General features: G+C 70.9%; 14 protein-coding genes. 12 read left to right on the forward strand and 2 right to left on the reverse strand.

What is annotated here, in order from left to right; all coding sequences use genetic code 11:
* Window positions 1-60: 60 nt before the first annotated feature.
* Window positions 61-777: an alpha/beta hydrolase gene (locus tag ACF088_RS01370; RefSeq protein WP_392373328.1), complete on the reverse strand. Its 717-nt coding sequence runs from the start codon at window positions 775-777 to the stop codon at window positions 61-63.
* A gap of 404 nt (window positions 778-1,181) precedes the next feature.
* On the opposite strand from ACF088_RS01370, the gene ACF088_RS01375 reads away from it, so the two are divergent.
* The 7 genes from ACF088_RS01375 to glgB all read left to right on the forward strand — a co-directional run bounded on the left by ACF088_RS01375 (window position 1,182) and on the right by glgB (window position 15,541).
* Window positions 1,182-1,868 (forward strand): DUF4328 domain-containing protein, encoded by a 687-nt coding sequence (locus ACF088_RS01375; protein ID WP_392373329.1) that lies wholly within the window; start codon window positions 1,182-1,184, stop codon window positions 1,866-1,868.
* Between the two features lie 490 nt (window positions 1,869-2,358).
* On the forward strand, window positions 2,359-4,638 hold the full coding sequence (locus ACF088_RS01380) for a M4 family metallopeptidase (RefSeq protein WP_392373330.1): 2,280 nt from the start codon (window positions 2,359-2,361) through the stop codon (window positions 4,636-4,638).
* Between the two features lie 300 nt (window positions 4,639-4,938).
* Window positions 4,939-6,558 carry a M4 family metallopeptidase gene (locus tag ACF088_RS01385; protein ID WP_392373962.1) on the forward strand — a complete coding sequence of 540 codons (1,620 nt, stop codon included), beginning with the start codon at window positions 4,939-4,941 and terminating at the stop codon, window positions 6,556-6,558.
* Between the two features lie 781 nt (window positions 6,559-7,339).
* Window positions 7,340-9,343: a maltotransferase domain-containing protein gene (locus ACF088_RS01390; RefSeq protein WP_392373331.1), complete on the forward strand. Its 2,004-nt coding sequence runs from the start codon at window positions 7,340-7,342 to the stop codon at window positions 9,341-9,343.
* Window positions 9,340-11,058 (forward strand): maltose alpha-D-glucosyltransferase, encoded by a 1,719-nt coding sequence (treS, locus tag ACF088_RS01395; protein WP_392373332.1) that lies wholly within the window; start codon window positions 9,340-9,342, stop codon window positions 11,056-11,058. The genes ACF088_RS01390 and treS overlap by 4 nt, the downstream gene beginning before the upstream one ends.
* 357 nt (window positions 11,059-11,415) lie before the next feature.
* Window positions 11,416-12,933 (forward strand): maltokinase, encoded by a 1,518-nt coding sequence (locus ACF088_RS01400; protein ID WP_392373333.1) that lies wholly within the window; start codon window positions 11,416-11,418, stop codon window positions 12,931-12,933.
* Between the two features lie 139 nt (window positions 12,934-13,072).
* Window positions 13,073-15,541, forward strand: coding sequence for a 1,4-alpha-glucan branching enzyme (glgB, locus tag ACF088_RS01405; RefSeq protein ID WP_392373334.1), 2,469 nt, complete (start codon window positions 13,073-13,075; stop codon window positions 15,539-15,541).
* Window positions 15,542-15,731: 190 nt separating this feature from the next.
* Here glgB and ACF088_RS01410 read toward each other — a convergent pair whose 3' ends face one another.
* Window positions 15,732-17,138 (reverse strand): cation:dicarboxylate symporter family transporter, encoded by a 1,407-nt coding sequence (locus tag ACF088_RS01410; protein WP_392373335.1) that lies wholly within the window; start codon window positions 17,136-17,138, stop codon window positions 15,732-15,734.
* Between the two features lie 166 nt (window positions 17,139-17,304).
* On the opposite strand from ACF088_RS01410, the gene ACF088_RS01415 reads away from it, so the two are divergent.
* From ACF088_RS01415 to ACF088_RS01435, 5 genes are all read left to right on the forward strand, one after another.
* The gene (locus tag ACF088_RS01415; RefSeq protein ID WP_392373336.1) at window positions 17,305-19,029 is read left to right on the forward strand and encodes an ATP-binding protein; all 1,725 of its coding nucleotides are present in this window, start codon (window positions 17,305-17,307) and stop codon (window positions 19,027-19,029) included.
* Complete coding sequence (locus ACF088_RS01420) at window positions 19,017-19,706, forward strand: response regulator (protein ID WP_392373337.1); 690 nt, start codon at window positions 19,017-19,019, stop codon at window positions 19,704-19,706. The genes ACF088_RS01415 and ACF088_RS01420 overlap by 13 nt, the downstream gene beginning before the upstream one ends.
* A gap of 390 nt (window positions 19,707-20,096) precedes the next feature.
* The gene (locus ACF088_RS01425; protein WP_392373338.1) at window positions 20,097-20,807 is read left to right on the forward strand and encodes a helix-turn-helix domain-containing protein; all 711 of its coding nucleotides are present in this window, start codon (window positions 20,097-20,099) and stop codon (window positions 20,805-20,807) included.
* A gap of 271 nt (window positions 20,808-21,078) precedes the next feature.
* Window positions 21,079-21,879 carry an ABC transporter ATP-binding protein gene (locus ACF088_RS01430; RefSeq protein ID WP_392373339.1) on the forward strand — a complete coding sequence of 267 codons (801 nt, stop codon included), beginning with the start codon at window positions 21,079-21,081 and terminating at the stop codon, window positions 21,877-21,879.
* A 68-nt stretch (window positions 21,880-21,947) separates the two neighbouring features.
* Window positions 21,948-24,500, forward strand: coding sequence for an ABC transporter permease (locus ACF088_RS01435; RefSeq protein ID WP_392373340.1), 2,553 nt, complete (start codon window positions 21,948-21,950; stop codon window positions 24,498-24,500).
* Window positions 24,501-24,657 lie beyond the last annotated feature (157 nt).

A 24,657-nucleotide genomic window follows, 5' to 3' on the forward strand; every position in this document is an offset into this window, starting at 1 on the left:
TCGTGGCCCATTCCGTGGTCACGACGGGACCGGCCGGGTCGTCCGTGCGCTCCCGTGCCGTCAGGGCGGTGAACCTGCCTGCCGATCAGTGCACCCCCGCGACGGCAGCGGAGTCCGCAGGTCGCCGGAGGCGGTGGGCGACGGCCCCGCGCCGAGGACGGCGAGCACGAAAGCAGTGGTGACGGCGCGGACGTCATCGGCCCGTTTGATCAGGTAGTGACGGCCGCCGGGCACCTCATACCGGACCAGGTCCGGCACCACCCGGCGGGCCCGCCGGGCGTACTCCAGCGAACGGGCGGCGCTCGCCGCACTGCGGTCCCGGTCACCATGGATGATCAGCACCCGTCGGCCCGCCAGGTGCTCCCCCTGGTCACCGGCCGGCAACCAGGGGGCGATACCGACCACGCCCGCCACGGTGGGGTGGCCGGCGGTCCAGAAGGCCGCACGGCCCCCCAGCGAGTTGCCGATCAGCACGACGGGGACGTCGCCGTACCGACGGGTGATCTCGTCCAGCGCCCAGCGGGTGTCGACGGCCGTGTCGGCGGCCTCACCGTTCCAGCCCCGGTAGCGGTAGTGGAGCAGGTGCACGGCAATACCGTCGGAGCGTCCGCGCTCCGTGAGTTCGGCCATCAGGTCCTGCAGTCCCAGCTCGGCGATCTTCAGCGGCCTCCGCCGGCTGCGGACGAACCCACCGGGCAGCAGCAGAGCCACCGCCCTCACCGCGTCCACCCCCTGCCACTCCGTCAGCTCTGCACTGCGTTCGCGCGATGTGAACATGCCTATCCTCCCCGCCGTTCGGTATCGGTTCCCGGTGTCTCGCGGCAGATCGCGCACGGCCGGGCAAGAGCCGTGTCCGCGCACCACGTGACCAGCGAGGGGAACCCGGAACGGTCCCTGGTTGTTACCCGCGTGCGCCGGCGACTTCCCGCCTCCCAGGACGTGGCGTCCCCGACTGCCCCCGTGCACGAGGAACAGCGTCGGTCCGCTGCCGTTGCCGAGAGCGGTGAGGTGCGTGCCCTCCATGGAGGTGGTGACGCGTTCAGCCATGCGCACCATGCATGCTGCGCCGCCCGGCCTACAGTGCACCGACGTCCCACCGACAGCGAGCCCACGCCACCACGTGCACTGCGTGCGGTGGTCCCGTCTGGCCTACGCGGCCCCTCATGGGAAAGGATGATCGAGTGAACGACCTTCCCTCGCCGCGCTCCCTGCGCCCGGTCCGCGGAGCTGCCCGCTGCGCCGTCGCCGCCCTCGTCCTCGCCGGTGCCGCCTGGGCGGCCGTTGCCCTGTGGCAGCTCCGGCTCGCCCTGTCCGGGATGCCTGCTTCCGGGCTCCCGGACCAGGGCGGCGGCCGGCATCGCACACTGACCGCCCTGGAGAACGCCTTCCACCTCGTCAGCGCCCTGGCGGGCGCGACCACGGTGCTCTGCGCGCTCGCCTTTCTGGCCTGGTTGTGGCGCGTCCGGGACAACGCCCGCGCCCTCTCCGGAGAGCCGCCGCGCTACGCCGGGCCGTGGGTCTACGCGGGCTGGATCGTGCCCGTGGCGAACCTGTGGGTGCCCCGCGGCATCATCGTCGACATCCACCGTGCGAGCGCGCCGGGAGAACGGCTGCCGCGCGCCGTGAACTGGTGGTGGGGCCTGTGGCTGGCCGGGATGCTGAGCGGTACGGGCCTGATGTACACGGGTTCCACGGACGACGTCATCGCCCGGGCCTACCAGGGCGTACCGCCGCTCCTGGCCGCGGACACGGCTGTCATCGGCGCGGCGGTGGCCGGCATCTTCGTCGTCCGCGCCCTCACCGCGGCGCAGCAGCAACGCATCGGCAGCTCCCCGCGGTTCGGGACCGCCGGCCCCGCGGCGGGCTGACCGGCACCGCGCCGCGCGGGCGCCCGGAGCCGTCAAAGGCCCCCTGCCGGCGGGATCTTCACGGGACGGGATCCGGACGGCTATGAGCTGCGCTTCCCACTCTTTTCGGAGGTTTGAAAGGGCGGGAACGGATCGCGCGGCCGATCACGGGCCGTCCGGCTTCCGAACACCGATTTCGCGCAACGGACGGTTTCCGGCCAATTCGTTGAACGGTGCCTGACAACAAGCCACCGGTGGTGGGACTCTTCCCCGCAACCGCCGCACGGATCCCCACAGCACCACATCCCGCGGTGGCCGCAGGTTCCACCCGCTCCACCCGTACTACCCGTACCGCCCGTACCGCCCGCACGACCCGTACCGCCCAGCACCTCCCGTACGTCTCCCCCCACACGCTCCAAGAGTTCTGCCTCGCTCTGCCCGGACGGCCGCTTCGCCGCCCGGTCCCCCTCGGCCGCCTCGCCACTCGGCGGCCACCGCAGAAGGAGTCAGTGTGAGACGCACCCCCCATGGACGCGCCGTTGCGACCGGCGCGCTTGTCGCCGTCACGGCAATGCTGGCAGTCGGCGTCCAGGCCGGTACCGGCACGGCGGCCGCCCCGCGGCCGGGCACCACGCATGCCACCCCCGATCCCGGCGCCCTGCCGGCCAAGCTGTCCCCGTCCCAGCGTGCGGAGCTGATACGGGCAGCCAGTGCCACCACCGCCGAGACCGCGCGGCAGCTCAAGCTCGGCGCGAAGGAGAAGTTGGTCGTCAAGGACGTCTCGAAGGACGTCGACGGCACCGTCCACACCCGCTACGAGCGCACCTACGACGGGCTGCCCGTCCTCGGCGGCGACCTCGTGGTGCACGAGAGCAAGGGCGGCACGCTCAAGGGCGTCACCAAGGCCGTGCGCTCCCAGCTCAAGGTCGCGAGCACCACCGCGAAGGTGAAGCCGGCCGCGGCCGAGGCGAAGGCCGTCACCTCGGCGCAGGCACTCGGGTCGAAGAAGACCGAGGCCGCGAAGGCACCGCGCAAGGTGGTCTGGGTCGCCGACGGCAAGCCGCTGCTCGCGTACGAGACGGTGGTCGGCGGGCTGCAGGACGACGGCACCCCCAGCCAGTTGCACGTCATCACGGATGCCACGACCGGCGCCAAGATCTTCGAGTACCAGGGGATCGAGAAGGGCATCGGCAACAGCGAGTACAGCGGCAAGGTCACCCTCGGAACCTCGGGCTCGGCGCCGAACTTCTCGATGACCGACGCCACTCGCGGGGGCCACAAGACGTACGACCTCAAGCACGGGTCGTCCGGGACCGGCACGCTGTTCACCGACGCGGACGACACCTGGGGCGACGGCACGCCGCAGAACGCCCAGACGGCAGGTGTCGACGCGGCCTACGGCGCGCAGGAGACCTGGGACTACTACAAGAACGTGCACGGCCGCAGCGGTATCCGCGGTGACGGCGTGGGCGCCTACTCCCGTGTGCACTACGGCAACAGCTACGTCAACGCCTTCTGGGACGACGGCTGCTTCTGCATGACGTACGGCGACGGCAGCGGCAACAACTCCCCGCTGACCGCCATCGACGTGGCCGGCCACGAGATGTCGCACGGCGTCACCGCGGCCACCGCCAACCTCACCTACAGCGGCGAGTCCGGCGGCCTCAACGAGGCGACCTCGGACATCTTCGGCACCGCGGTGGAGTTCTACGCCAACAACGCCTCCGACCCCGGTGACTACCTCATCGGCGAGAAGATCGACATCAACGGCGACGGCACTCCGCTGCGTTACATGGACAAGCCGTCCAAGGACGGCGCCTCGGCCGACTACTGGTCGAGCAACGTCGGCAACAAGGACGTGCACTACTCGTCCGGTGTCGCCAACCACTTCTTCTACCTGCTGTCCGAGGGCAGCGGCCCGAAGGACATCGGCGGCGTCCACTACGACAGCCCGACCTCCGACGGTCTGCCGGTCCCGGGCATCGGCCGGGCCAACGCCGAGAAGGTCTGGTTCAAGGCACTCAGCCAGTACATGAGCGCCAACACCAACTACGCGGGCGCCCGTACCGCCACCCTGCAGGCCGCGGCGGACCTGTTCGGCCAGGGCAGCGCGTCGTACAACACGGTCGCCAACACCTGGGCGGCGGTCAACGTCGGCGCCCGCGTCCCGGACGGCGGCGGGGTCACCGTCACCAACCCGGGCAACCAGACCAGCACCGTGGGCCAGGCGGCGAGCCTGCAGGTCAAGGCGAGCAGCGGCACCGCGGGCGCCCTGTCGTACGCGGCGACCGGCCTGCCCGCCGGGCTGTCGCTCAACGCGACCACCGGTCTGATCTCCGGTACGCCGACCACGGCCGCCACCAGCAATGTGACGGTCACGGTCACCGACGCCGCGAAGAAGACCGGTACCGCCGCCTTCACCTGGACGGTCAACGCGGCCGGCGGCGGCAGTGTCTTCGAGAACGCCGACGACGTGGCGATTCCGGACGCGGGCGCGGCGGTCACCTCACCGATCAATGTCGGCCGCACCGGCAATGCGCCGAGCACCCTGAAGGTCGCGGTGGACATCGTGCACAGCTACCGCGGTGACCTGGTCGTGGACCTGATCGCCCCGGACGGCACGGCCTACCGGCTGAAGAACTCCAGCGCCTTCGACTCGGCGGCCGACGTGAAGACGACCTACACCGTCAACGCCTCCTCGGAGAAGGCGAGCGGTACCTGGAAGCTGCGGGTTCAGGACGTCTACTCGCAGGACACCGGCTACATCAACGGCTGGAAGCTGACGTTCTGATCGCCTCTCGGCACCCAGCCGTCACCTTCGTGTGACACAAGCGGGTCGGCGGATCATCGCAGCTCACAACTGACCTGCTGGGCAAGCCTGTTGGGCGTCACTCCCGGATCTTCGGGGGTGGCGCCCAGCTCCGTTATACGAACAGCGATCACCTCTCTACGGACAATTTTCAGCCAATTCCCGAACACCCTCCTGACATGCACGCGTTCGAATGGCAGTCTTCCCGAACGCACGTCACACCCGCATCGCTTTGCACCCCCACCTCTTGGCAAAGTTGAAGGAGCACGCGTGACCCCCCACATGTCCCGTAAGACCCGTATCGCCGGTATCTCCCTCGCGGCGGCAGGCCTCCTGGCCGCCGGCATCACCGCAGGCACCGCCGGCGCCTCCCCCGTCCAGGCCCCCACCGCGGACGGTTCGCCGCTCAAGCTGAGCGCCTCGCACCGCGCGGAACTGCTGCGTGACGCGAGCGCCACCAAGGCGCAGACCGCCAAGGAACTCGGCCTGGGCGCGCAGGAGAAGCTGGTCGTCAAGGACGTCATCAAGGACGCCGACGGCACCACGCACACCCGCTACGAGCGCACCTACGCCGGCCTTCCGGTCCTCGGCGGCGACATGGTCGTGCACACCGCCAAGGGCGGCGCGATCAAGAGCACCACCAAGTCGACGGAGAAGTCGGTCAAGGTGGCCTCCACCACGGCGAAGATAGCCCCGACCGCCGCCGCGCAGTCGGCGCAGGGCACCGCGGTGAAGTCGCTCAGCGGCAAGAAGGCCGACGCGCAGGCGCCCAAGAAGGTCGTCTGGGCCGCCACCGGCAGCCCCGTCCTCGCCTACGACACCGTCGTCAAGGGCGTCAAGAAGGACGGCACGCCCAGCCGGATGCACATCATCACCGACGCCAACAGCGGCAAGAAGCTGTTCCAGTACGACGACATCCGCACCGGCAAGGGCGAGAGCGAGTTCAGCGGCTCCGTCGACCTGGGCACCTCCAAGGAGGGCAGCGGCTTCACGCTGACCGACGCCGACCGCGGTGGTCACAAGACCCTCAACCTCGGCAACAGCGAGTCCGGCGAGGGCAAGGCCTTCACGGACGAGGACGACAAGTGGGGCACCGGCAAGCCGGACGACCCGCAGACCGCGGCCGTCGACGCCCACTACGGTGCCGCCGAGACCTGGGACTACTACAAGAAGGTCCAGGGCCGCAACGGCATCAAGGGCGACGGCAAGGGTGCCACCTCGCGCGTCCACTACGGCAAGAACTACGTGAACGCCTTCTGGGACGACGACTGCTTCTGCATGTCGTACGGCGACGGTGAGGGCGACAAGGCCCCGCTGACCGCCCTCGACGTCGCGGCGCACGAGATGTCGCACGGTGTCACCGCCGCCACCGCCAACCTCACCTACAGCGGTGAGTCCGGCGGCCTGAACGAGGGCACCTCGGACATCTTCGGCACGTCGGTCGAGTTCTACGCCAAGAACGACAAGGACCCGGGCGACTACCTCATCGGCGAGAAGATCAACATCAACGGTGACGGCAAGCCGCTGCGCTACATGGACAAGCCGTCCAAGGACGGTCAGTCGAAGGACTTCTGGGACTCCAGCACCGGTGGTCTCGACCCGCACTACTCCTCGGGCGTGGCCAACCACTTCTTCTACCTGCTGTCCGAGGGCAGCGGCGCGAAGGAGATCGGTGGCGTCAAGTACGACAGCCCGACGGCGGACGACAAGAAGGTCGAGGGCATCGGCCGGGACAAGGCCGAGAAGATCTGGTTCAAGGCCCTGACCGAGTACATGACCTCGAACACCGACTACAAGGCCGCGCGCGAGGCGACCATCAAGGCCGCCACCGACCTGTACAAGGCCGGCAGCCCCGAGGTCAAGGGCGTCGAGGCCGCATGGGCCGGCGTCGCCGTCAAGTAACACCCTGCGCGCACCCGCGCTGATCGTTCCGGGGTGAGACCACCCTGCGAAGAGCGGTGTCCGGAGAGAACTTCTCCGGGCACCGCTTTCGTGCGTCAGGGGCCGGCCGGGCGGGGCAGGGCGGGCCCGAGGCGGGCCGATGCCCCGACGGTCCGTCAGCGGCACACGGCACCGTGCCCCGCCCGAGGACGAGCCCGGTACACGGTTTCGCTGCCCGCGGCCCCCCTACGGGACAGCCCTTACCCCCGCGTCCCGCGATATGGCTGGTTTCACCCCCTCATGCCCTCTTGTACGGACCACCTCCTAGGGGAAGGCTGCGGTGTGGGCGCCGAGGGAAACCGGCGCGGCACCGGACATCCGCACACCGCAACTCCGCTGTGATCACACCGAGTTGAGGAGGCGAACGCCGACCGTGTCAGCGCAGTGCCGCAGTCTCTCGCGAGGGGGCGGCGGCGTGTCCGCCGGGGCACGGCGGGCCCGTGGCCACGTACCAGCGGTTCCCCTTCCGCCGGACCGCCCGGCAGTCGCCCGGGCGCCACCCGGCCGCCGCCCGCGGGAAGTCCCACCGGGTACGCCCTTGCTCACCCGCATCGCCCACCTGCACAGCATCCACCGGGGGAACCACCGACCGGAGGCCGGAGGAGCGCCGACCCGCCCCGCCGTGTCATCCGCCAGCCGAGTGAAAGCGGACAGGAGCGCCCATGCGCGCACCCGGCACCCCCGCCGTGGAGCGGATACAAAGGACAAAACCCCGCAAAGCATCACAAGCCCAGGTGAGCCCATGATCGGTCGCATTCCTGTTCTGGACATCCGCCCGCAGATCGATTGCGGCCGCCGCCCGGCGAAGGCGGTGGTGGGCGAGACCTTCGAGGTCTCGGCCACCGTCTTCCGCGAAGGGCATGATGCCGTCGCGGCAAATGTGGTGCTGCGCAATCCGGCCGGCCGCTGCGCCCCCTGGACCCCGATGCGGGAACAGGCACCCGGCAGCGACCGGTGGAGCGCCGAGGTCACCCCCGGCATCGAGGGCCGCTGGTCGTTCACCGTCGAGGCCTGGTCCGATCCGGTCGCCACCTGGCGCCGGCACGCCGCCGTGAAGATCCCGGCGGGCATCGACACCGAGCTGGTACTCGCCGAGGGCGCCGACCTCCACGAGCGGGCCGCCTCGGAGGTCCCCAAGAGCGACGGCCGGGAGTCGGTGCTCAGCGCCGTGGACACGCTGCGCAACCCCGAGCTGCCCGCCGCGACCCGGCTCGCCGCGGCGCTCTCCCCTCAGGTCACCGCGGCGCTGGACCGCCACCCGCTGCGCGAGCTGCTCACCGTCTCCCGCCCGATGCCACTGGTCGTGGAGCGCCGGCGGGCCCTGTACGGCTCGTGGTACGAGCTCTTCCCGCGCTCCGAGGGCGCCACCGTGACCCCGGACGGCACCGCCGTCAGCGGGACCCTGCGCACCGCCGCCGACCGGCTGCCGGCCGTCGCCGCCATGGGCTTCGACGTGGTCTACCTGCCGCCGGTCCACCCCATCGGCACCTCCTTCCGCAAGGGCCCCAACAATGCGCTGTCGGCCGGCCCGGACGATGTCGGCTCCCCCTGGGCCATCGGCTCGCCGGCCGGCGGCCATGACGCCCTCCATCCGGACCTGGGCACCTTCGAGGACTTCGACCACTTCGTCCGCACCGCCCGCGAGCTGCGGATGGAGGTGGCCCTGGACTTCGCGCTGCAGTGCTCGCCCGACCACCCCTGGGTCACCCTGCACCCCCAGTGGTTCCACCGCCGCGCGGACGGCTCGGTCGCCTACGCCGAGAACCCGCCGAAGAAGTACCAGGACATCTACCCGATCGCCTTCGACGCCGACTTCCGTGGACTGGTCCGCGAGACCGAACGCCTGCTGCGCTTCTGGATGGCCAAGGGCGTACGGATCTTCCGGGTGGACAACCCCCACACCAAACCGGTGGCCTTCTGGGAGAAGGTGATCGGCGAGATCAACCGCACCGACCCGGATGTGCTCTTCCTCGCCGAGGCCTTCACCCGCCCCGCCATGGTGCACACCCTCGCCCGGATCGGCTTCCACCAGTCGTACACGTACTTCACCTGGCGCAACACCAAGCAGGAGCTGACGGAGTACCTCACCGAGCTGTCCGGGGAGAGCGCCTCCTACCTGCGGCCCAACTTCTTTGTGAACACCCCGGACATCCTGCACGCCTACCTCCAGGAGGGCGGCCGTCCCGCCTTCGAGGTACGCGCCGTCCTGGCCGCCACCCTCTCCCCCACCTGGGGCGTCTATGCCGGATACGAGCTCTGCGAGTCGACGCCGCTGCGCCGCGGCAGCGAGGAGTACCTCGACTCGGAGAAGTACCAACTGAGGCCGCGTGAGTGGAATGCGGCGGCCAGAGCGGGGCGCACCATCGCCCCCCTGATCACCACGCTCAACCGCATCCGCCGCCGGCACCCTGCCCTGCAGCAGCTGCGCAATCTGCACTTCCACCATGTCGACAACGACGCCGTCCTCGCCTTCTCCAAGCACGAGGGGCACGGCGACCGGGCCGACACGGTGCTCACGGTGGTCAACCTCGACCCGCACCACACCCACGAGGCGACGGTGTCGTTGGACATGCCGGAACTCGGCCTCGGCCGGCACGAGTCCTTTCCGGTGCGCGACGAGCTCACCGGCGATACCTACCACTGGGGCAGGGACAACTATGTGCGCCTGGAGCCGGGCCGCTCTCTCGCGCCCGCCCATGTGCTGTCGCTGCGACCGTCCTCACCGATCGGAGGGTCACCCAATTGATCGTCAATGAGCCTGTCCCCGACACATTCGAGGACACCCCGGCAAAGGACCGCGATCCCGACTGGTTCAAACGGGCCGTCTTCTACGAAGTCCTGGTGCGCTCCTTCCAGGACAGTAATGGCGATGGCATCGGCGACCTCAAGGGCATCACCGCGAAGCTCGACTATCTGCAATGGCTGGGGGTGGACTGCCTCTGGCTGCCGCCGTTCTTCAAATCCCCGTTGCGGGACGGCGGTTACGATGTCGCCGATTACACCGCGGTGCTTCCCGAATTCGGTGACCTGGCCGACTTCGTGGAATTCGTGGACGCCGCACACCACCGCGGTATGCGCGTGATCATCGACATGGTGATGAACCACACCAGCGACCAGCACCCGTGGTTCCAGGAGTCGCGCACCGACCCCGAAGGCCCGTACGGCGACTACTACGTCTGGGCCGACGACGACAAGCAGTACGCGGACGCCCGGATCATCTTCGTCGACACCGAGGCCTCCAACTGGACCTTCGACCCGGTGCGCAAGCAGTACTTCTGGCACCGCTTCTTCTCCCACCAGCCGGATCTCAACTACGAGAACCCGGCGGTCCAGGAGGAGATGATCTCCGCCCTGCGCTTCTGGCTCGACCTGGGGATCGACGGCTTCCGGCTGGACGCGGTGCCCTACCTCTACGCCGAAGAGGGCACCAACTGCGAGAATCTGCCGGCCTCGCACGCCTTCCTCAAGCGGGTCCGCGCGGAGATCGACGCGCATTATCCGGACACCGTGCTGCTGGCCGAGGCCAATCAATGGCCGGAGGACGTCGTCGACTACTTCGGCGATTACGGCGTCGGCGGCGACGAATGCCATATGGCCTTCCACTTCCCGGTCATGCCCCGCATCTTCATGGCGGTGCGCCGCGAATCGCGCTATCCGGTCTCGGAAATCCTGGCCAAGACCCCGGCGATTCCGTCCGGCTGCCAGTGGGGCATCTTCCTGCGCAACCACGACGAGCTGACCCTCGAAATGGTCACGGACGAAGAGCGCGACTACATGTACGCGGAGTACGCCAAGGACCCGCGGATGCGCGCCAATATCGGTATCCGTCGGCGCCTGGCCCCGCTGCTCGACAACGACCGCAATCAGATCGAACTCTTCACGGCCCTGCTGCTGTCCCTGCCGGGTTCGCCGATTCTCTATTACGGCGACGAGATCGGCATGGGCGACAACATCTGGCTCGGCGACCGCGATGCGGTACGCACGCCGATGCAGTGGACGCCGGACCGCAACGCCGGGTTCTCCTCCTGCGACCCGGGCCGGCTCTCCCTGCCGACGATCATGGATCCGGTCTACGGATACCAGGTCACCAATGTCGAGGCCGCGATGAGTTCGCCGTCCTCGCTGCTGCACTGGACCCGCCGGATGATCGAGATCCGGAAGCAGAACCCCGCGTTCGGGCTCGGCAGCTATACCGAGCTGTCCTCCACCAACCCGGCGGTGCTGGCCTTCCTGCGGGAGGCGCCGGGCGCCGGTGGCGCGGACGACGACCTGGTGCTGTGCGTGCACAACTTCTCGCGCTTCGCCCAGCCCACGGAGCTGGACCTGCGGTCGTTCAGCGGCCGCCATCCGGTGGAACTCATCGGCGGTGTCCGCTTCCCGGCCATCGGGGAGCTGCCGTATCTGCTGACCCTCGCGGGCCACGGGTTCTACTGGTTCCGGCTGCGCAGAAACTCCGGCTAGCGCCCGGAGCCCTGACCGGGCACGGGTGCCGGAAACACGCCCGTACGCGGCCGCCTGGCGCGTACGGGCGTTTTTTGACCTTTCGCTCGGGCACCCTCCCTATTACCGCACGGGCCGGGTGAGCCATCGTCGGTCCCCCCGGCTCGGGAGGGAACCCGCCGCGCAGCGGAGCAGGGCACGCCGGAATCGCCGCTGCCTGCGGACGAGCTCGCCCGGTGCCCGCCCCCGGAGTCCGTCCGGGTGCACCACCAGCAGCCTCCGTCTGGGGGTACCCCCACCGCGCCATCGCACAGTCAAGGCCGTATTCCGGGACACTTTGCCCTATATGTCGTGTGCCCGGGGAAAGGACGCGACGCCATGTCGGACACCGCCTCGACCCGTGCCAGCCGCAACACCCCTGATCACCGCCCGCTCGCCGCCGCCCCCGATCTGCTCTCCTCGCTGGCACCCCTGCTCGCCGAATGGGTACCGTGCCAGCGCTGGTTCGCCGGTAAGGGGCGGCTGATCACCGGCTTCACGCTGCTCTCGGCGACCGAACTGCTGCCGTGCACCGACGGCAGCGCACCCGGCCTGCTGCTCCTGCTCGTCCGCGCCCAGCAGAGCGCGCCACCGAGCCGTACGCCCCTCGGCGGCGACTGCTACCAACTTCTGCTGGGGGTCCATCCGGCGCTGCCGCCGCAGCTGGCGCCGGCGGTGATCGGCCGCCCCGGCGGCGGTCCGCTGCGCGGTCGCACCGTCTATGACGCACTGCTCGACAACCGGCTGTGCGGGCTGCTGCTGGAGCGGCTGCGGGTGCCGGGCCGGCTCGGGGCGCTGCGCTTTCGCCGGGAGCCCGATGCCGAGATCCCCTCCGGACTGCCGGGCCGGCCGATCGCCGTCGAACAGTCCAACTCCTCGATCGTCTACGGGGATTCCTTCATCCTGAAGGTCTTCCGGCGGATCGAGCCGGGGATCAATCCGGATCTGGAGCTGCCGCGGGCGCTGGCGGACGCCAAGTGTGCGCGGGTGCCCGCGCCCGCCGCCTGGTACGAGTCGGCGGCCGCCGAGGAGGGGGGCGAGGCGACGACGCTGGGCGTGCTGCAGCCGTTTCTGCCGGGCTCGGCGGACGGCTGGCAACTGGCGCTGAATGCGCTCGCCGTCCGCGCCGACTTCACCGGCTCGGCGCGGGCGCTCGGCCATGCCACCGCCGAGGTGCACACCGCGCTCGCCCAGACGCTGCCGACCACCGAGCTGCGCCGCCCGCAGCTCGATGTGATCGCCGCCCAGATGCACGAGCGGCTGGACGCCACCACCCGCGCCGTGCCCGTACTGCAGCCTTACCGCGCCCGGCTGCGCACCGCCTTCGACGCACTGGCCGCGATCGGTCACGACGGGCGCAGCTGGGCCGCCCAGCGCATCCACGGCGATCTGCACCTGGGCCAGACCCTGCGCTCCGCCGACGAGGGCCGCTGGTCGCTGATCGACTTCGAGGGCGAACCGGCCCGCCCGCTGGCCGAGCGGCGCCGCCTCCAGCCGGCGGTGCGGGATATCGCGGCGATGCTGCGGTCCTTCGACTATGCCGCGCGCAGCGGCCCGGCCGGCGGGGACCCCTGGTCGCTGGAGTGGGCCCGGCGCACCCGTGACGCCTACTGCCGGGGCTATGCGGAGGCCGGCGGGCTCGATCCGCGCTCGGCACCCGAACTGATGCGCGCTTACGAGACCGACAAGGCCGTTTACGAGGTGCTCTACGAGGCCCGGCACCGGCCCGACTGGCTGTCCGTCCCGATGGCCGCCATCCGGCGGCTGGCGGCCGGCGGGGAGCCGGCCGTGGGGGCGGACGGGGCCGGGCCGTCCCGGTCCGCCGGGTCCACCGGGTCCGACCACGGCCGGGGGTGAGGGGCCGCAGACGAACCGCCGATCCGCCGCCCGTACGCCCGTATGCCGTACGCCCGTATGCCGTATGCCCCGAGACCCGACCGACGCACCGCCCCTGCATCACCCAGCCCCGCCCCGCCCCGCCCCGAGGAGGCCTCTCGTGACCGCCCGCCCGCCGTCCCGTCCCACCACCCCCGACACCGCGCCCGCTCCGGGCGCGGCCGACGACAGCGCGGCGGGGCGGTCCGGCCACCCGGCGACGCCCCGGCCGCCGGCCGTCGCACCCGCGGTGGCCGCGCGGGGCACCTTCGCCGGTCCGGCGGCCGGTGCCCCGCCCACCCGGCCGTCCGTTCCCCGGGGGGTGGCGGCGCCCGGCCGGGCGGCCGCGCCCGCGGGCCCGTCCCGTGCGACGCCGTCGGGAGCCGGCAGCCATGGGGTCCGGCCCGCCGCGCCGCTGTCCGACGAGGACCGCGGCCGGCTCCTGGACGGTGCCCATCACGATCCGCACGGGCTGCTCGGTGCCCACCCGGTGCGCGGCGGACTGCTCATCCGGGTCCTTCGGCCCTGCGCCCGGGGCGTCACGGTCCTGGCGAAGGGACTGCGCGCCGACCTGCCCGCCGAGGGCGACGGGCTGTTCGCCGGGGTGCTGCCGCTGCGCACGATCCCGGACTACGAGCTGCTGGTCGACTACGGCGACAACGCCCTGACGGTGCAGGACCCCTACCGCTTCCTGCCCGCGCTCGGCGAGCTGGATCTGCATCTGCTCGCCGAGGGCCGGCACGAGCAGCTGTGGCAGGCGCTCGGCGCGCGGATCACGGAGCACCAGGGGGTGACCGGTACCTGCTTCACGGTCTGGGCGCCCAATGCCCAGGGCGTGCGGGTCGTCGGCAACTTCAACTACTGGGACGGCACCGGTCACCCGATGCGCTCGCTGGGCTCCTCGGGCGTCTGGGAGCTCTTCCTGCCGGGCGTCGGCGAGGGCGAGCTCTACAAGTTCGAGATCACCCGGCCGGACGGCTCGCGGACCCTGCGCGCCGACCCGATGGCCCGGCGGACCGAATGCCCGCCCGCCAACGCCTCGGTCGTGGAGGCCTCGCACTACCGCTGGACGGATGCCGACTGGATGGCCCGGCGCGGTGAACGGCCCGTGCACGAGGCGCCGTTCTCCGTCTACGAGGTGCATCTGGCCTCCTGGCGCCCCGGCCTCACCTACCGCCAGCTCGCGGTGCAGCTCCCCGCCTATGTGAAGGACCTGGGCTTCACCCACGTCGAGTTCATGCCGGTCTCCGAGCACCCCTTCGGCGGCTCGTGGGGCTATCAGGTGACCGGGTTCTATGCGCCCACCGCCAGGATGGGCACCCCGGACGACTTCCGGTTCCTGATCGACGCACTGCACCGGGCCGGCATCGGCGTGCTGATGGACTGGGTGCCGGCGCACTTCCCGCGCGACGACTGGGCGCTGGCGGAGTTCGACGGCCGCCCGCTCTACGAGCCCCAGGATCCGGCACGGGCCGCGCACCCGGACTGGGGCACCCTGGAGTTCGACTACGGCCGCACCGAGGTCCGTAATTTCCTGGTCGCCAACGCCGTGTACTGGTGCGAGGAGTTCCATATCGACGGCCTACGGGTGGACGCCGTCGCCTCGATGCTCTACCTCGACTACTCGCGCGAGGACGGCGACTGGACCCCGAACGTCCACGGCGGCCGGGAGAACCTCGATGCGGTCGCCTTCCTCCAGGAGATGAACGCGACGGTCTACCGCCGCTGCCCCGGCGTCGTGACCATCGCCGAGGAGTCCACGGCCTGGGACGGCGTCACCCGCGCCACCCACCATGCGGGCCCCGGCGGCTTCGGCGGTCTGGGCTTCGGGCTGAAGTGGAACATGGGCTGGATGCACGACTCCCTCGGCTATGTCTCCAAGGAGCCGGTGCATCGCAAGTACCACCACGGCGAGATGACCTTCTCCATGATCTACGCCTACTCCGAGAACTATGTGCTGCCGATCTCCCACGACGAGGTGGTGCACGGCAAGCGCGCACTGGTGTCGAAGATGCCCGGTGACTGGTGGCAGCAGCGGGCCGACCACCGGGCCTACCTCGGGTTCATGTGGGCCCACCCCGGCAAGCAACTCCTCTTCATGGGGCAGGAGTTCGCCCAGGGCGCGGAGTGGGCGGAGAGCCACGGCCCGGACTGGTGGCTGCTCGATCCGTCGTACGAGGCGGAGCCCGACCACCGGGGCGTACGCGATCTCGTCCGTGAGCTGAACCGCCGCTACGCCGCCCTCCCCGCACTGTGGGAGCGCGACACCGACCCGGCCGGCTTCTCCTGGATCGACGGCGACGCGCGCGAGGACAATGTCTTCTCCTTCCTGCGCTTCGCCGCCGACGGCTCTCCGCTGATCTCGGTCACCAACTTCTCCCCCGTCGTCCGCCATGCCTACCGGCTCGGCGTCCCCGACCACATCCCCGCCTGGCGGGAGGTGCTCAACACCGACGATCCGCGCTACGGCGGCAGCGGCATCACCAACCCGGACCCCCTCAAGACCGAACCGACCCCCTGGAACGGCCGCACCGCTTCCGTCTCCCCCGTCCTCCCCCCGCTGGCCACCCTCTGGCTACGACCGTCCTGACCACCTCACGGCGGCGGGCTGCCGGCCCCTTCTCGAAGAATCCTCGAAGAAGAAGACAGCAGCAGTTCAGCGGGGCAACGAGCGGGGCGTGCCGCGCCGGGGGGGGCAGCGGTGTGCCGCCCGGTCGCGCCGAAGGGGCGGGTGCCGCATCGTCCGGCGCCCGCCCCTTCGGTCTCCCCGCGGTCCGGGCTCAGACCTTGGCGGACGTCTTCGCCGCCTCGCCGTCCCGTGGCGCGATGATCTCCGCGGCAGCCGGCTCGGCGGAGGCGTCGTCGGCCATCGTCTTCTCGTCGAACGGCACCCGCCCGGCCAGCACCTCCGCCACCCGGGCCTTGTCGATCTCCTTGGTCCAGGTGCCGATCAGGACGGTGGCCACCGCGTTGCCCGCGAAGTTGGTCAGGGCGCGCGCCTCGCTCATGAAGCGGTCGATGCCGACGATCAGGCCCACGCCGTCGACCAGTTCGGGGCGGTGCGACTGCAGGCCGCCGGCCAGCGTCGCCAGGCCCGCGCCGGTGACACCCGCCGCGCCCTTCGACGCGATGACCATGAACACCAGCAGCGAGACCTGCTGGCCCAGCGGCAGCGGCTTGCCCATCGCCTCGGCCACGAACAGCGAGGACATCGTCAGATAGATGGCGGTGCCGTCGAGGTTGAAGCTGTAGCCGGTGGGGACGGTGATGCCGACCACCGGCCTGCTGACGCCCAGGTGTTCCATCTTCGCGATCAGCCGGGGCAGTGCCGACTCCGAGGAGGAGGTGGACAGGATCAGCAGGAACTCCCGGGCGAGGTACTTCAGCAGCCGGAAGATGCTGACCCCGGCGATCAGCCGGAGCAGCGCGCCGAGCACCACGATCACGAACAGCAGACAGGTGGTGTAGAAGCCGATCATGATGACGGCCAGGGACTTCAGTGCGTCCAGGCCGGTCTCGCCGACCACCGCCGCGATGGCACCGAAGGCGCCCACCGGCGCCGCCCACATGATCATGGACAGCACCCGGAAGACCAGCTTCTGCAGGTGCCCGATACCGCGCAGCACCGGCTCGCCCGCCGAGCCCAGCGCCTGCAGTCCGAAACCGACCAGCAGCGCCACCAGCAGCGTCTGGAGCACCTCGGGCCGGGTGAAGGCGGAGACCAGCGTGGTGGGGATCATGCCGAGCAGGAAGTCGGACAGCGACTCCCCGGCACCCCCGGTCTGGGCGTGGCCCGCGTGCCGGACGCTCTCGGTCAGATGGAGGCCGGAGCCGGGGTCCAGCAGGTTGCCGACGACCAGACCGATGGCCAGCGCCACGGTGGACATCACCATGAAGTAGCCGAGCGCCAGTCCGCCGACCGCGCCGACCTTGGCGGCCTTACGGACCGAGCCGATGCCCAGCACGATCGTGCAGAAGACGACCGGCGAAATCATCATCTTGATCAGGTTCACGAACCCGGTGCCGAGCGGCTTGAGCTGGACGGCGACACCGGGGGCGGCGAAGCCCACGATGATGCCGAGCACGACCGCCCCGATCACGGCGATATAGAGGAAGTGGGTCCGGTCCCGCTTCGCCGGCGCGGTCTCCTCGGTGGTGCCCCCGGACAACGGGGTCTGTGCAGCCACGGCTGCCTCCTCGGTCTACGGCTGTGCGCTGATCTGCGGCTCTGTCACACAACAAGTTCCGGCGACTATGCACGCCGCTGTGGCGCCCGTCACCCTTGCGTACATTTCGTTCACGTAAAAGTGAGCGCACGGACGGTTGTGAAAGTGACCGTGCAGACTGTTCTGTATGCGCCTCCCCCGACCCCGCCCGTCCCGGCGGCTGCGCGGTCCCCGCAGCCTCGCCGGGCAGCTCTTCGCCATGCAGGTGGTGCTGGTGGCGGTGGTCGTCGTGGGCTGCGTGCTCTTTGCGTACCTCAGCGCGGGACGGCAGGCGGAGGAGACCGCACGGCGGCAGGCGACGGCTGCCGCCACCGCCGTCGCCGACTCCCCGGCGGTGGTGGCGGCCGCGCGCACCAAGGACCCGACGGCCGCGCTCCAGCCGTACAGCGAGCGGCTGCGGCACGATGCGGGTGTCGACTTCGTGGTGGTGATGGCCCCGGACGGGACCCGCTGGACGCACCCCGAGCCGTCCGCGATCGGCAAGAAGTACCTGGGGCACATCGGCCCGGCGCTGCACGGCAAGGTCTTCCCCGAGACGCACCTGGGGGTGCTCGGACCGTCCGTACGGGTCGTCGCACCGGTCCGTGATCCACAGCGTGGCGGCCGGATCACGGCCCTGGTCAGCTCCGGGATCACCATCGAGACGATCAGCGAGCAACTGCGCAACCAGATCCTGGCACTGGTGGGCGTGGCCGCGGGGGCGCTGGCGCTCGGCGGCCTGGGGACGTATGTGATCAATGCCCGGCTGCGCCGGCACACCCATGGGATGAACGCGGCGGAGCTCAGCCGGATGCACGAGTACCACCAGGCCGCGCTGCACGCCGTGCGCGAGGGGCTGCTGATGCTCGACGGGCAGCGCCGGGTCGCCCTGATCAACGACGGCGGGCGGGAGCTGCTGGGGCTGTCACAGGACGCGGTGGGCCGCCTGGTCACGGAGCTGGGGCTGCCGGAGCCGCTGACCGAGGCGCTGCTGGCGCCCGGTCCCCGGGTCGACGAGCTGCAGCTGACCCGCGAGCGGGTGCTGGTGGTCAACTCGGCGCCGGTCGCCGGCGGGGAGCGGCGCGGCAGCGTGGTCACCCTGCGCGATCACACCGAACTCCAGGCGCTGTCCGGGGAGTTGGACTCGGTGCGCGGCTTCACCGAGGCGCTGCGCTCACAGGCCCACGAGGCTGCGAACCGGCTGCACACCGTGGTCTCGCTGATCGAGCTGGGGCGGGCCGAGGAGGCCGTGGAGTTCGCGACCGCGGAGCTGGAGCTGGCGCAGGCGCTGACCGATCAGGTCGTCGGCGCGGTCGCCGAGCCGGTGCTCGCCGCGCTGCTGCTCGGCAAGGCCGCGCAGGCCAACGAGCGGGGCGTCGAACTGACCCTGACCCCCGACAGCCGGATCGACGACGGGCTGCTGCCGCCCGGCCTGCCGGCCCGCGACCTGGTGACGGTGCTGGGCAATCTCCTCGACAACGCCCTCGATGCCGCCGCGCCCACCCAGGAGCACCCCGGCGCCGGGCCGCAGCGGGTGCGCGTCACCGCGCGGGCGGACGGCGGCGAGCTGCTGTTGCGGGTGGCCGACAGCGGCCCGGGGGTGTCCGCGGACGCCGCCGAGGAGATCTTCCGGCGGGGCTGGAGCACCAAACAGAGCACGGCCACGCCCGGCCGGGGCCGCGGTCTGGGCCTGGCCCTGGTCCAGCAGGCGGTACGCCGCAACGGCGGCACCGTCGCCCTGGACCGGGCGCCCGAAGGCGGCGCGCGGTTCACCGTACGGCTCCCGCTGCGGACGGGCGCCGGCATGAGCGGAACTTTGAAGACAGGCCCTGGGGGCACGGCCTGTCCCGGCGCGAGAGGATGTGCCCGGTGACCCCTCCCGACATCCGGGTCCTCGTCGTCGAGGACGATCCGGTCGCCGCCGACGCACACGCCCTGTACGTGGGACGGGTGCCCGGCTTCACGGTCTCCGGCACGGTGCACTCCGGCGGCGACGCCCGCCGTCATCTCGAAGCGCACACCGTCGATCTGCTGCTGCTCGACCTCTATCTGCCCGACGGCCACGGGCTGCAGCTGGTGCGGATGCTGCGCGCGGCCGGCCACACCGCCGACATCATCGCGGTCACCTCCGCCCGGGATCTGGCGATGGTGCGCGAGGGTGTCTCGCTCGGCGTGGTGCAGTACGTACTGAAGCCGTTCACCTTCGCCACCCTGCGCGACCGGCTCACCCGCTATGCGGAGTTCCGCGCCACCACGGGCGAGGCCAGCGGGCAGGACGAGGTGGACCGGGCGATCGCGGCGCTGCGCGCACCGCGTCCGGCCGCGCTGCCCAAGGGGCTGACCACGGCCACCCTGCGGGCGGTGACCGATGCGCTGCGGGCCGCCGGGAGCGGGCTGACGGCGACCGAGGCGGCCGCCGACGTGGGCATCTCCCGGATCACCGCCCGCCGCTACCTCGAACATCTGGTGGAGAGCGGCCGGGCCGCCCGCGCCCCCCAGTACGGTCAGGTCGGCCGCCCCGAATTGCGCTATCGGTGGTCGGGCCCTTGACCGCCTGCGACCGGTGACGCACGTTCAGCGGGCAGCCCACCGTGGCCGGCTGGCGGTCGCGCCGTGCGCCCCACCGCCCCGCTGAATCTGCTCGCCGCCGCCGTCGCCGGACACGGAGGCGACGCCTGCGGCTGCCGAGGTCCCCGTCACCGGACGCGGAGGCGACGCTGCGGGTGCGGCTGCCGAGGTGGTCCCGTCGCTGGACAACTTCTCGGCGGTACTGACCGACCGACCGACTGACCGACTGACCGACTGACCGACGAGATCACCTTCACCCCCCTGCCCCCAACAGCCGAGGCCGCACGCAAAGCCGGCCGGCTGGTGGTTTCCTACGAGCCCCGGGCTTGGGCATCCGCACGATAGGTGCGCAGCCGGACCGTCACTTACCGTGTGCCGGTGCATACGCAGACCGGGGAGCCCCGCAGACCCCCTTTCCACGCCGAGGCCGCCCGCCGGCTCCGCGAGGCCCTCGGGATGACCCCTGCCCATGTCGCCTACGGAATCCGGGCCGCCTTCGGCATACCCGTTTCACCTGCGGCGGTGGCGGCCTGGGAAAGGGGGGAGAGCACCCCGACGGAAGCCGAACTGACCGCGCTGGCCGGTGCCCTGTGGTGCGCGCCGGGCGATCTGCTCGGCGCACCGGACACCCTGCGCGAGTACCGCCTGACGCTCGGCCTCGCCCCGGCGGACCTCGCGCTGCGCATCGGCATGGACCCGGCCGCCTACGAGCGCCTGGAGGCCGGCGGGAAGTGGAGCGGCAGCGACCGGCAGGCCGCGGCGCTCGCCGAGGCGATGGCTCTGCCGCTGCCCGCACTGATCCGCTTCACCGGCCGGGACGGAGCGCTGACCGCCCTGCTGACCAGCGCCGCCACCACCCGCTGGCAGGCCTACGTCCGGCCGGTCGGCAAGGTCGTACCGCTGTCCAAGCAGCAGCTCCAGGCCGTCCTGCAGGAGCTGCACGGCGAGTATCAGGCGACCATGACCGCGACGCTCAACTGGGGCGGCTCGGGGAGCGCCGAGGAATCCGGCAGGGCGGGACGCGCCTTTCTCGACGGCATCCTGGCGGAATTCTGGGCCCGGGTCGGCGAGCGGCGGCCCTGAGGTCCTCCCTCATCCCCGGGACGCCCCGGGTGACCCTGAGGCACCCCGTCGGCCCCTGGGAGGTCCTCCCTCATCCCCGGGACGCCCCGGGTGACCCTGAGGCACCCCGTCGGCCCCTGGACGGACGGCCGTCCATCCAGAGAATGACGCCCGGCGCGGTGATGGAACTTCCGGCCGGTGCGGCTTTCGGTCCTTGCGGCCGAGGTGCCCGCTGACCTGCACGTTCGAGAATGGGGACATCGAAACTTCCGTCCCCCTCCAGGAGTTCCCCGTGTCCCACCCGGCTGCCCTTCCGGGTTTTCCCGGTTCCCCCGCCCCCGCTCGCGCCGGCGCTGCCGTCGCCGCCCGCGCCACGGATCTGAGCAAGGTCTACGGCCAGGGGGAGACCCGCGTGGTCGCGCTGGACTCCGTCTCGGTCGAATTCGGCAAGGCCAAGTTCACCGCGATCATGGGTCCGTCCGGCTCCGGCAAGTCCACGCTGATGCACTGCATGGCCGGACTGGACGCGATCTCGTCCGGCTCGGCCCGGATCGGCGATGCGGAACTGGCGTCGCTCAACGACAAGCAGCTGACGCGGCTGCGCCGGGACAAGATCGGCTTCATCTTCCAGGCGTTCAACCTGCTGCCGACGCTGAGCGCGCTGGAGAACATCACACTGCCGATGGACATCGCCGGCCGTAAGCCCGACCAGGAGTGGCTCAACGCCGTCATCGAGACCGTCGGCCTGTCCGGACGGCTCGCGCACCGGCCGGCCCAGCTCTCCGGCGGCCAGCAGCAGCGGGTCGCGGTCGCCCGGGCGCTGGCCGCTCAGCCGGAAATCATTTTCGCGGACGAGCCGACCGGCAATCTCGACTCCCGCTCCGGCGCCGAAGTGCTGGGCTTCTTGCGGGAGTCGGTGCAGGCGATGGGGCAGACGATCGTGATGGTCACCCATGACCCGGTCGCCGCGGGCTATGCGGACCGGGTGGTCTTCCTCGCGGACGGCCGGATCGTCGAGGAGCTGTACGAGCCGACTCCGGACACCGTCCTGGACCGGATGCGGCTGTTCGACGCCAAGGGCCGTACGCGCTGACGCCGGCGCCCACGCGCCGCCCCGGGGCGCTGCCCCTCCTCCCGAGCCACCGGACCCAGGACACCACCATGCTGCGTACCGCCCTGCGCAATGTCCTTGCGCACAAAGCCCGATTGATGATGACCGCGCTCGCGGTGCTGCTCGGCGTCGCCTTCGTCGCCGGCACCCTCATCTTCAGTGACACCGTCGGCGAGGCCATCAAGAAGGCCTCCGCCAAGAACCTCAAGGGGGTGGCCGTCTCCGTCAAGGCCGTCTCCGACGACGACACCCCGCCGATCGGCAAGGACGGCAAGCGCACCACCGTCCTCGACGACAGGCTGGTGGACAAGGTCCGCGCGCTGCCCGGCGTGCAGTCCGTACGGCCCGATGTCGCCGGCACGGCAACGCTCGCCGGACCGGACGGCATACCGATCGGCAACAACTGGCAGAACATCGCCGCCAACTTCCAGCCGGACAAGGACGGCTACGACGCCCGCTACCCGCTGATGCAGGGCCGCGGACCGGCCGCCGGGGACGAGATCGCGCTGGACGAGGCGACCGCGCAGACGGCCGGCTACAAGGTCGGCGACGCCGTCCGGTTCGCCACCGACGGCCCGGTGCTGACGAAGCGGCTGGTCGGCATCGTCACCACCGAAGACCCGCAGGTGACCTCCGGCGGCAGCCTCGCGCTCTTCGACACCGCCACCGCGCAGAAGCTGTATCTGCACGCCGGGCAGTACGACGAGCTGGTGGTGGGGGCCGCGCCCGGCACCGATCAGCAGGCCCTGACCGCCAAGGTCCGCGAGCTCCTGCCCAAGGACCGGGCCGAGGCCACCAGCGGCACCGAACTCGCCGCCCAGCAGTCCGAGAGGATCACCGAACAGAACAAGTCCCTGAGCCAGACGCTGCTGGTCTTCGCCGGTATCGCCCTGTTCGTCGGCATCTTCATCATCGCCAACACCTTCACCATGCTGATCTCCCAGCGCAGCCGGGAGATCGCCCTGCTGCGCGCGGTCGGCGCCTCCCGCCGGCAGGTGGTCCGCTCGGTACTCGTCGAGGCGGGCCTGCTGGGCCTGGTCGCGTCCGTCATCGGGTTCGCGCTGGGCGCCGGGATCGCAGTCGGCCTGCGGGCGATTCTCAACGCCAATGGCGCGGGCTTCCCGGACGGGCCGGTCATCGTCGGCCCCTCCACGGTGCTCTCCTCGCTCGCGGTGGGCGTCGTGGTGACCGTACTGGCCGCCTGGCTGCCGTCCCGCAAGGCAGCAAAGATCGCCCCGGTGGAGGCGCTCAACACCGTCGAGGCGCCGCCGGCGCTGCGCAGTCTGGTGATCCGCAACTCCCTCGGTGGGGTCATCACCGCGCTCGGCGTCGCGGTCATGTTCCACGTCACCACCCTCAAGCCCTCCGACGGCATGCCGGTGGCGATGGCGGGCTCGATGCTGACGATGACCGGCGTCATCATCCTCGCGCCGCTGCTGTCGCGGCCCCTGGTCTCGCTGGCAGGCGTCCTCACCACCCGGCTCTTCGGCATCGGCGGCAAGCTGGCCAAGCAGAACGCGCTGCGCAACCCGCGCCGTACGGCGGCGACCGCTTCGGCTCTGATGATCGGTCTCACCCTGATCACCGGAATGACGGTCGTCGGCAACTCGGCTCAACAGGCCATGGACACGATGACGGCCAACGGGCTGAAGGCCGACTACAAAGTCACGACCTCGACGGACACCGGTCTGGACACCAAGCTGTCGCAGAAGGTGGCGGACCTCCCGGGCGTCGAGGCGACGGCTCCGCTGCGCGACTCGGCCTTCCAGTCCGGTGAGCACTATGCGAACGTGAACGGCACCGACCTCGCGACGATCGGCAAGCTCGCCCAACTGGACTTCACGAGCGGTTCGCTGGCGCACGCCGGAGCCGACGGCATCGCCATCTCGCAGACCGCGGCCAAGGAGAAAGGCTGGCACACCGGCGAGACCGTGGACGCCACGTTCTTCGACAAGAAGAAGGCGAAGCTGCGGATCGTCGGCATCTACGCGGACAACCCGGTGGTCGGCGACGCCATCGGCGCCACCGCCCTGGTGGACCCGCACATGACCGAGCTGAAGAACGAAGAGCTGCTGGTCAAGACCCAGGGCGGCGCGACGGAGGAGCTGGCGAAGCAGATCCGGCACACCCTCGGCGACAGTCCGCTGCTGAAGGTCCAGGACCACGCCGACCTGCGCAAGGAGAACGCCGGACAGATCGAGACGCTGCTCTACATCGTCTACGGGCTGCTGGGCATGGCCGTGATCATCGCGGTGGTGGGCGTCGTCAACACCCTCGCCATGTCGGTCTTCGAGCGGACCCGCGAGATCGGGATGCTGCGGGCGATCGGACTGTCCCGCAGCGGTATCAAGCAGATGGTCCGGCTGGAGTCGGTGGTCATCTCGCTGTTCGGCGCGGTCCTGGGCATCGGCGTGGGCATCTTCCTCTCCTGGGCCGGCGGCAACCTGGTCGGTCAGGGGCTGCCGACGTACGAAATGCTGCTGCCCTGGGGCAGGCTCGGGCTGTTCCTGCTGATCGCGCTGGTCGTGGGGGTGCTGGCCGCGCTCTGGCCGGCCCGCCGGGCGGCCCGGCAGAACATGCTGGAGGCCATCAGCGCCCAGTGACCGAGTGACCCGCCCCCCCCCACAAAAGCGGCGGGGCGGCCCCCCCCCCCCGCCCCGGGCGCCGCCGGGGGGGGGGGGGGGGGGGGGCCCCGGGGGGAGAAGACCCCCACCGCCCACTCCAACCCCCCATGCCGGACCCGCTTTGGTTACGGTAACA

This window comes from Streptomyces sp. NPDC015125, assembly GCF_043080045.1.
Taxonomy (GTDB): Bacteria; Actinomycetota; Actinomycetes; order Streptomycetales; family Streptomycetaceae; genus Streptomyces.

What these genes read in the sequence shown, in the direction of transcription:
- ACF088_RS01435 (WP_392373340.1), top strand. Translation starts at nt 21,948, where the DNA reads ATGCTGCGTACCGCCCTGCGCAATGTCCTTGCGCACAAAGCCCGATTG.
- ACF088_RS01370 (WP_392373328.1), bottom strand. Translation starts at nt 777, where the DNA reads ATGTTCACATCGCGCGAACGCAGTGCAGAGCTGACGGAGTGGCAGGGG.
- ACF088_RS01415 (WP_392373336.1), top strand. Translation starts at nt 17,305, where the DNA reads ATGCGCCTCCCCCGACCCCGCCCGTCCCGGCGGCTGCGCGGTCCCCGC.
- ACF088_RS01390 (WP_392373331.1), top strand. Translation starts at nt 7,340, where the DNA reads ATGATCGGTCGCATTCCTGTTCTGGACATCCGCCCGCAGATCGATTGC.
- ACF088_RS01385 (WP_392373962.1), top strand. Translation starts at nt 4,939, where the DNA reads ATGTCCCGTAAGACCCGTATCGCCGGTATCTCCCTCGCGGCGGCAGGC.
- ACF088_RS01420 (WP_392373337.1), top strand. Translation starts at nt 19,017, where the DNA reads ATGTGCCCGGTGACCCCTCCCGACATCCGGGTCCTCGTCGTCGAGGAC.
- ACF088_RS01400 (WP_392373333.1), top strand. Translation starts at nt 11,416, where the DNA reads ATGTCGGACACCGCCTCGACCCGTGCCAGCCGCAACACCCCTGATCAC.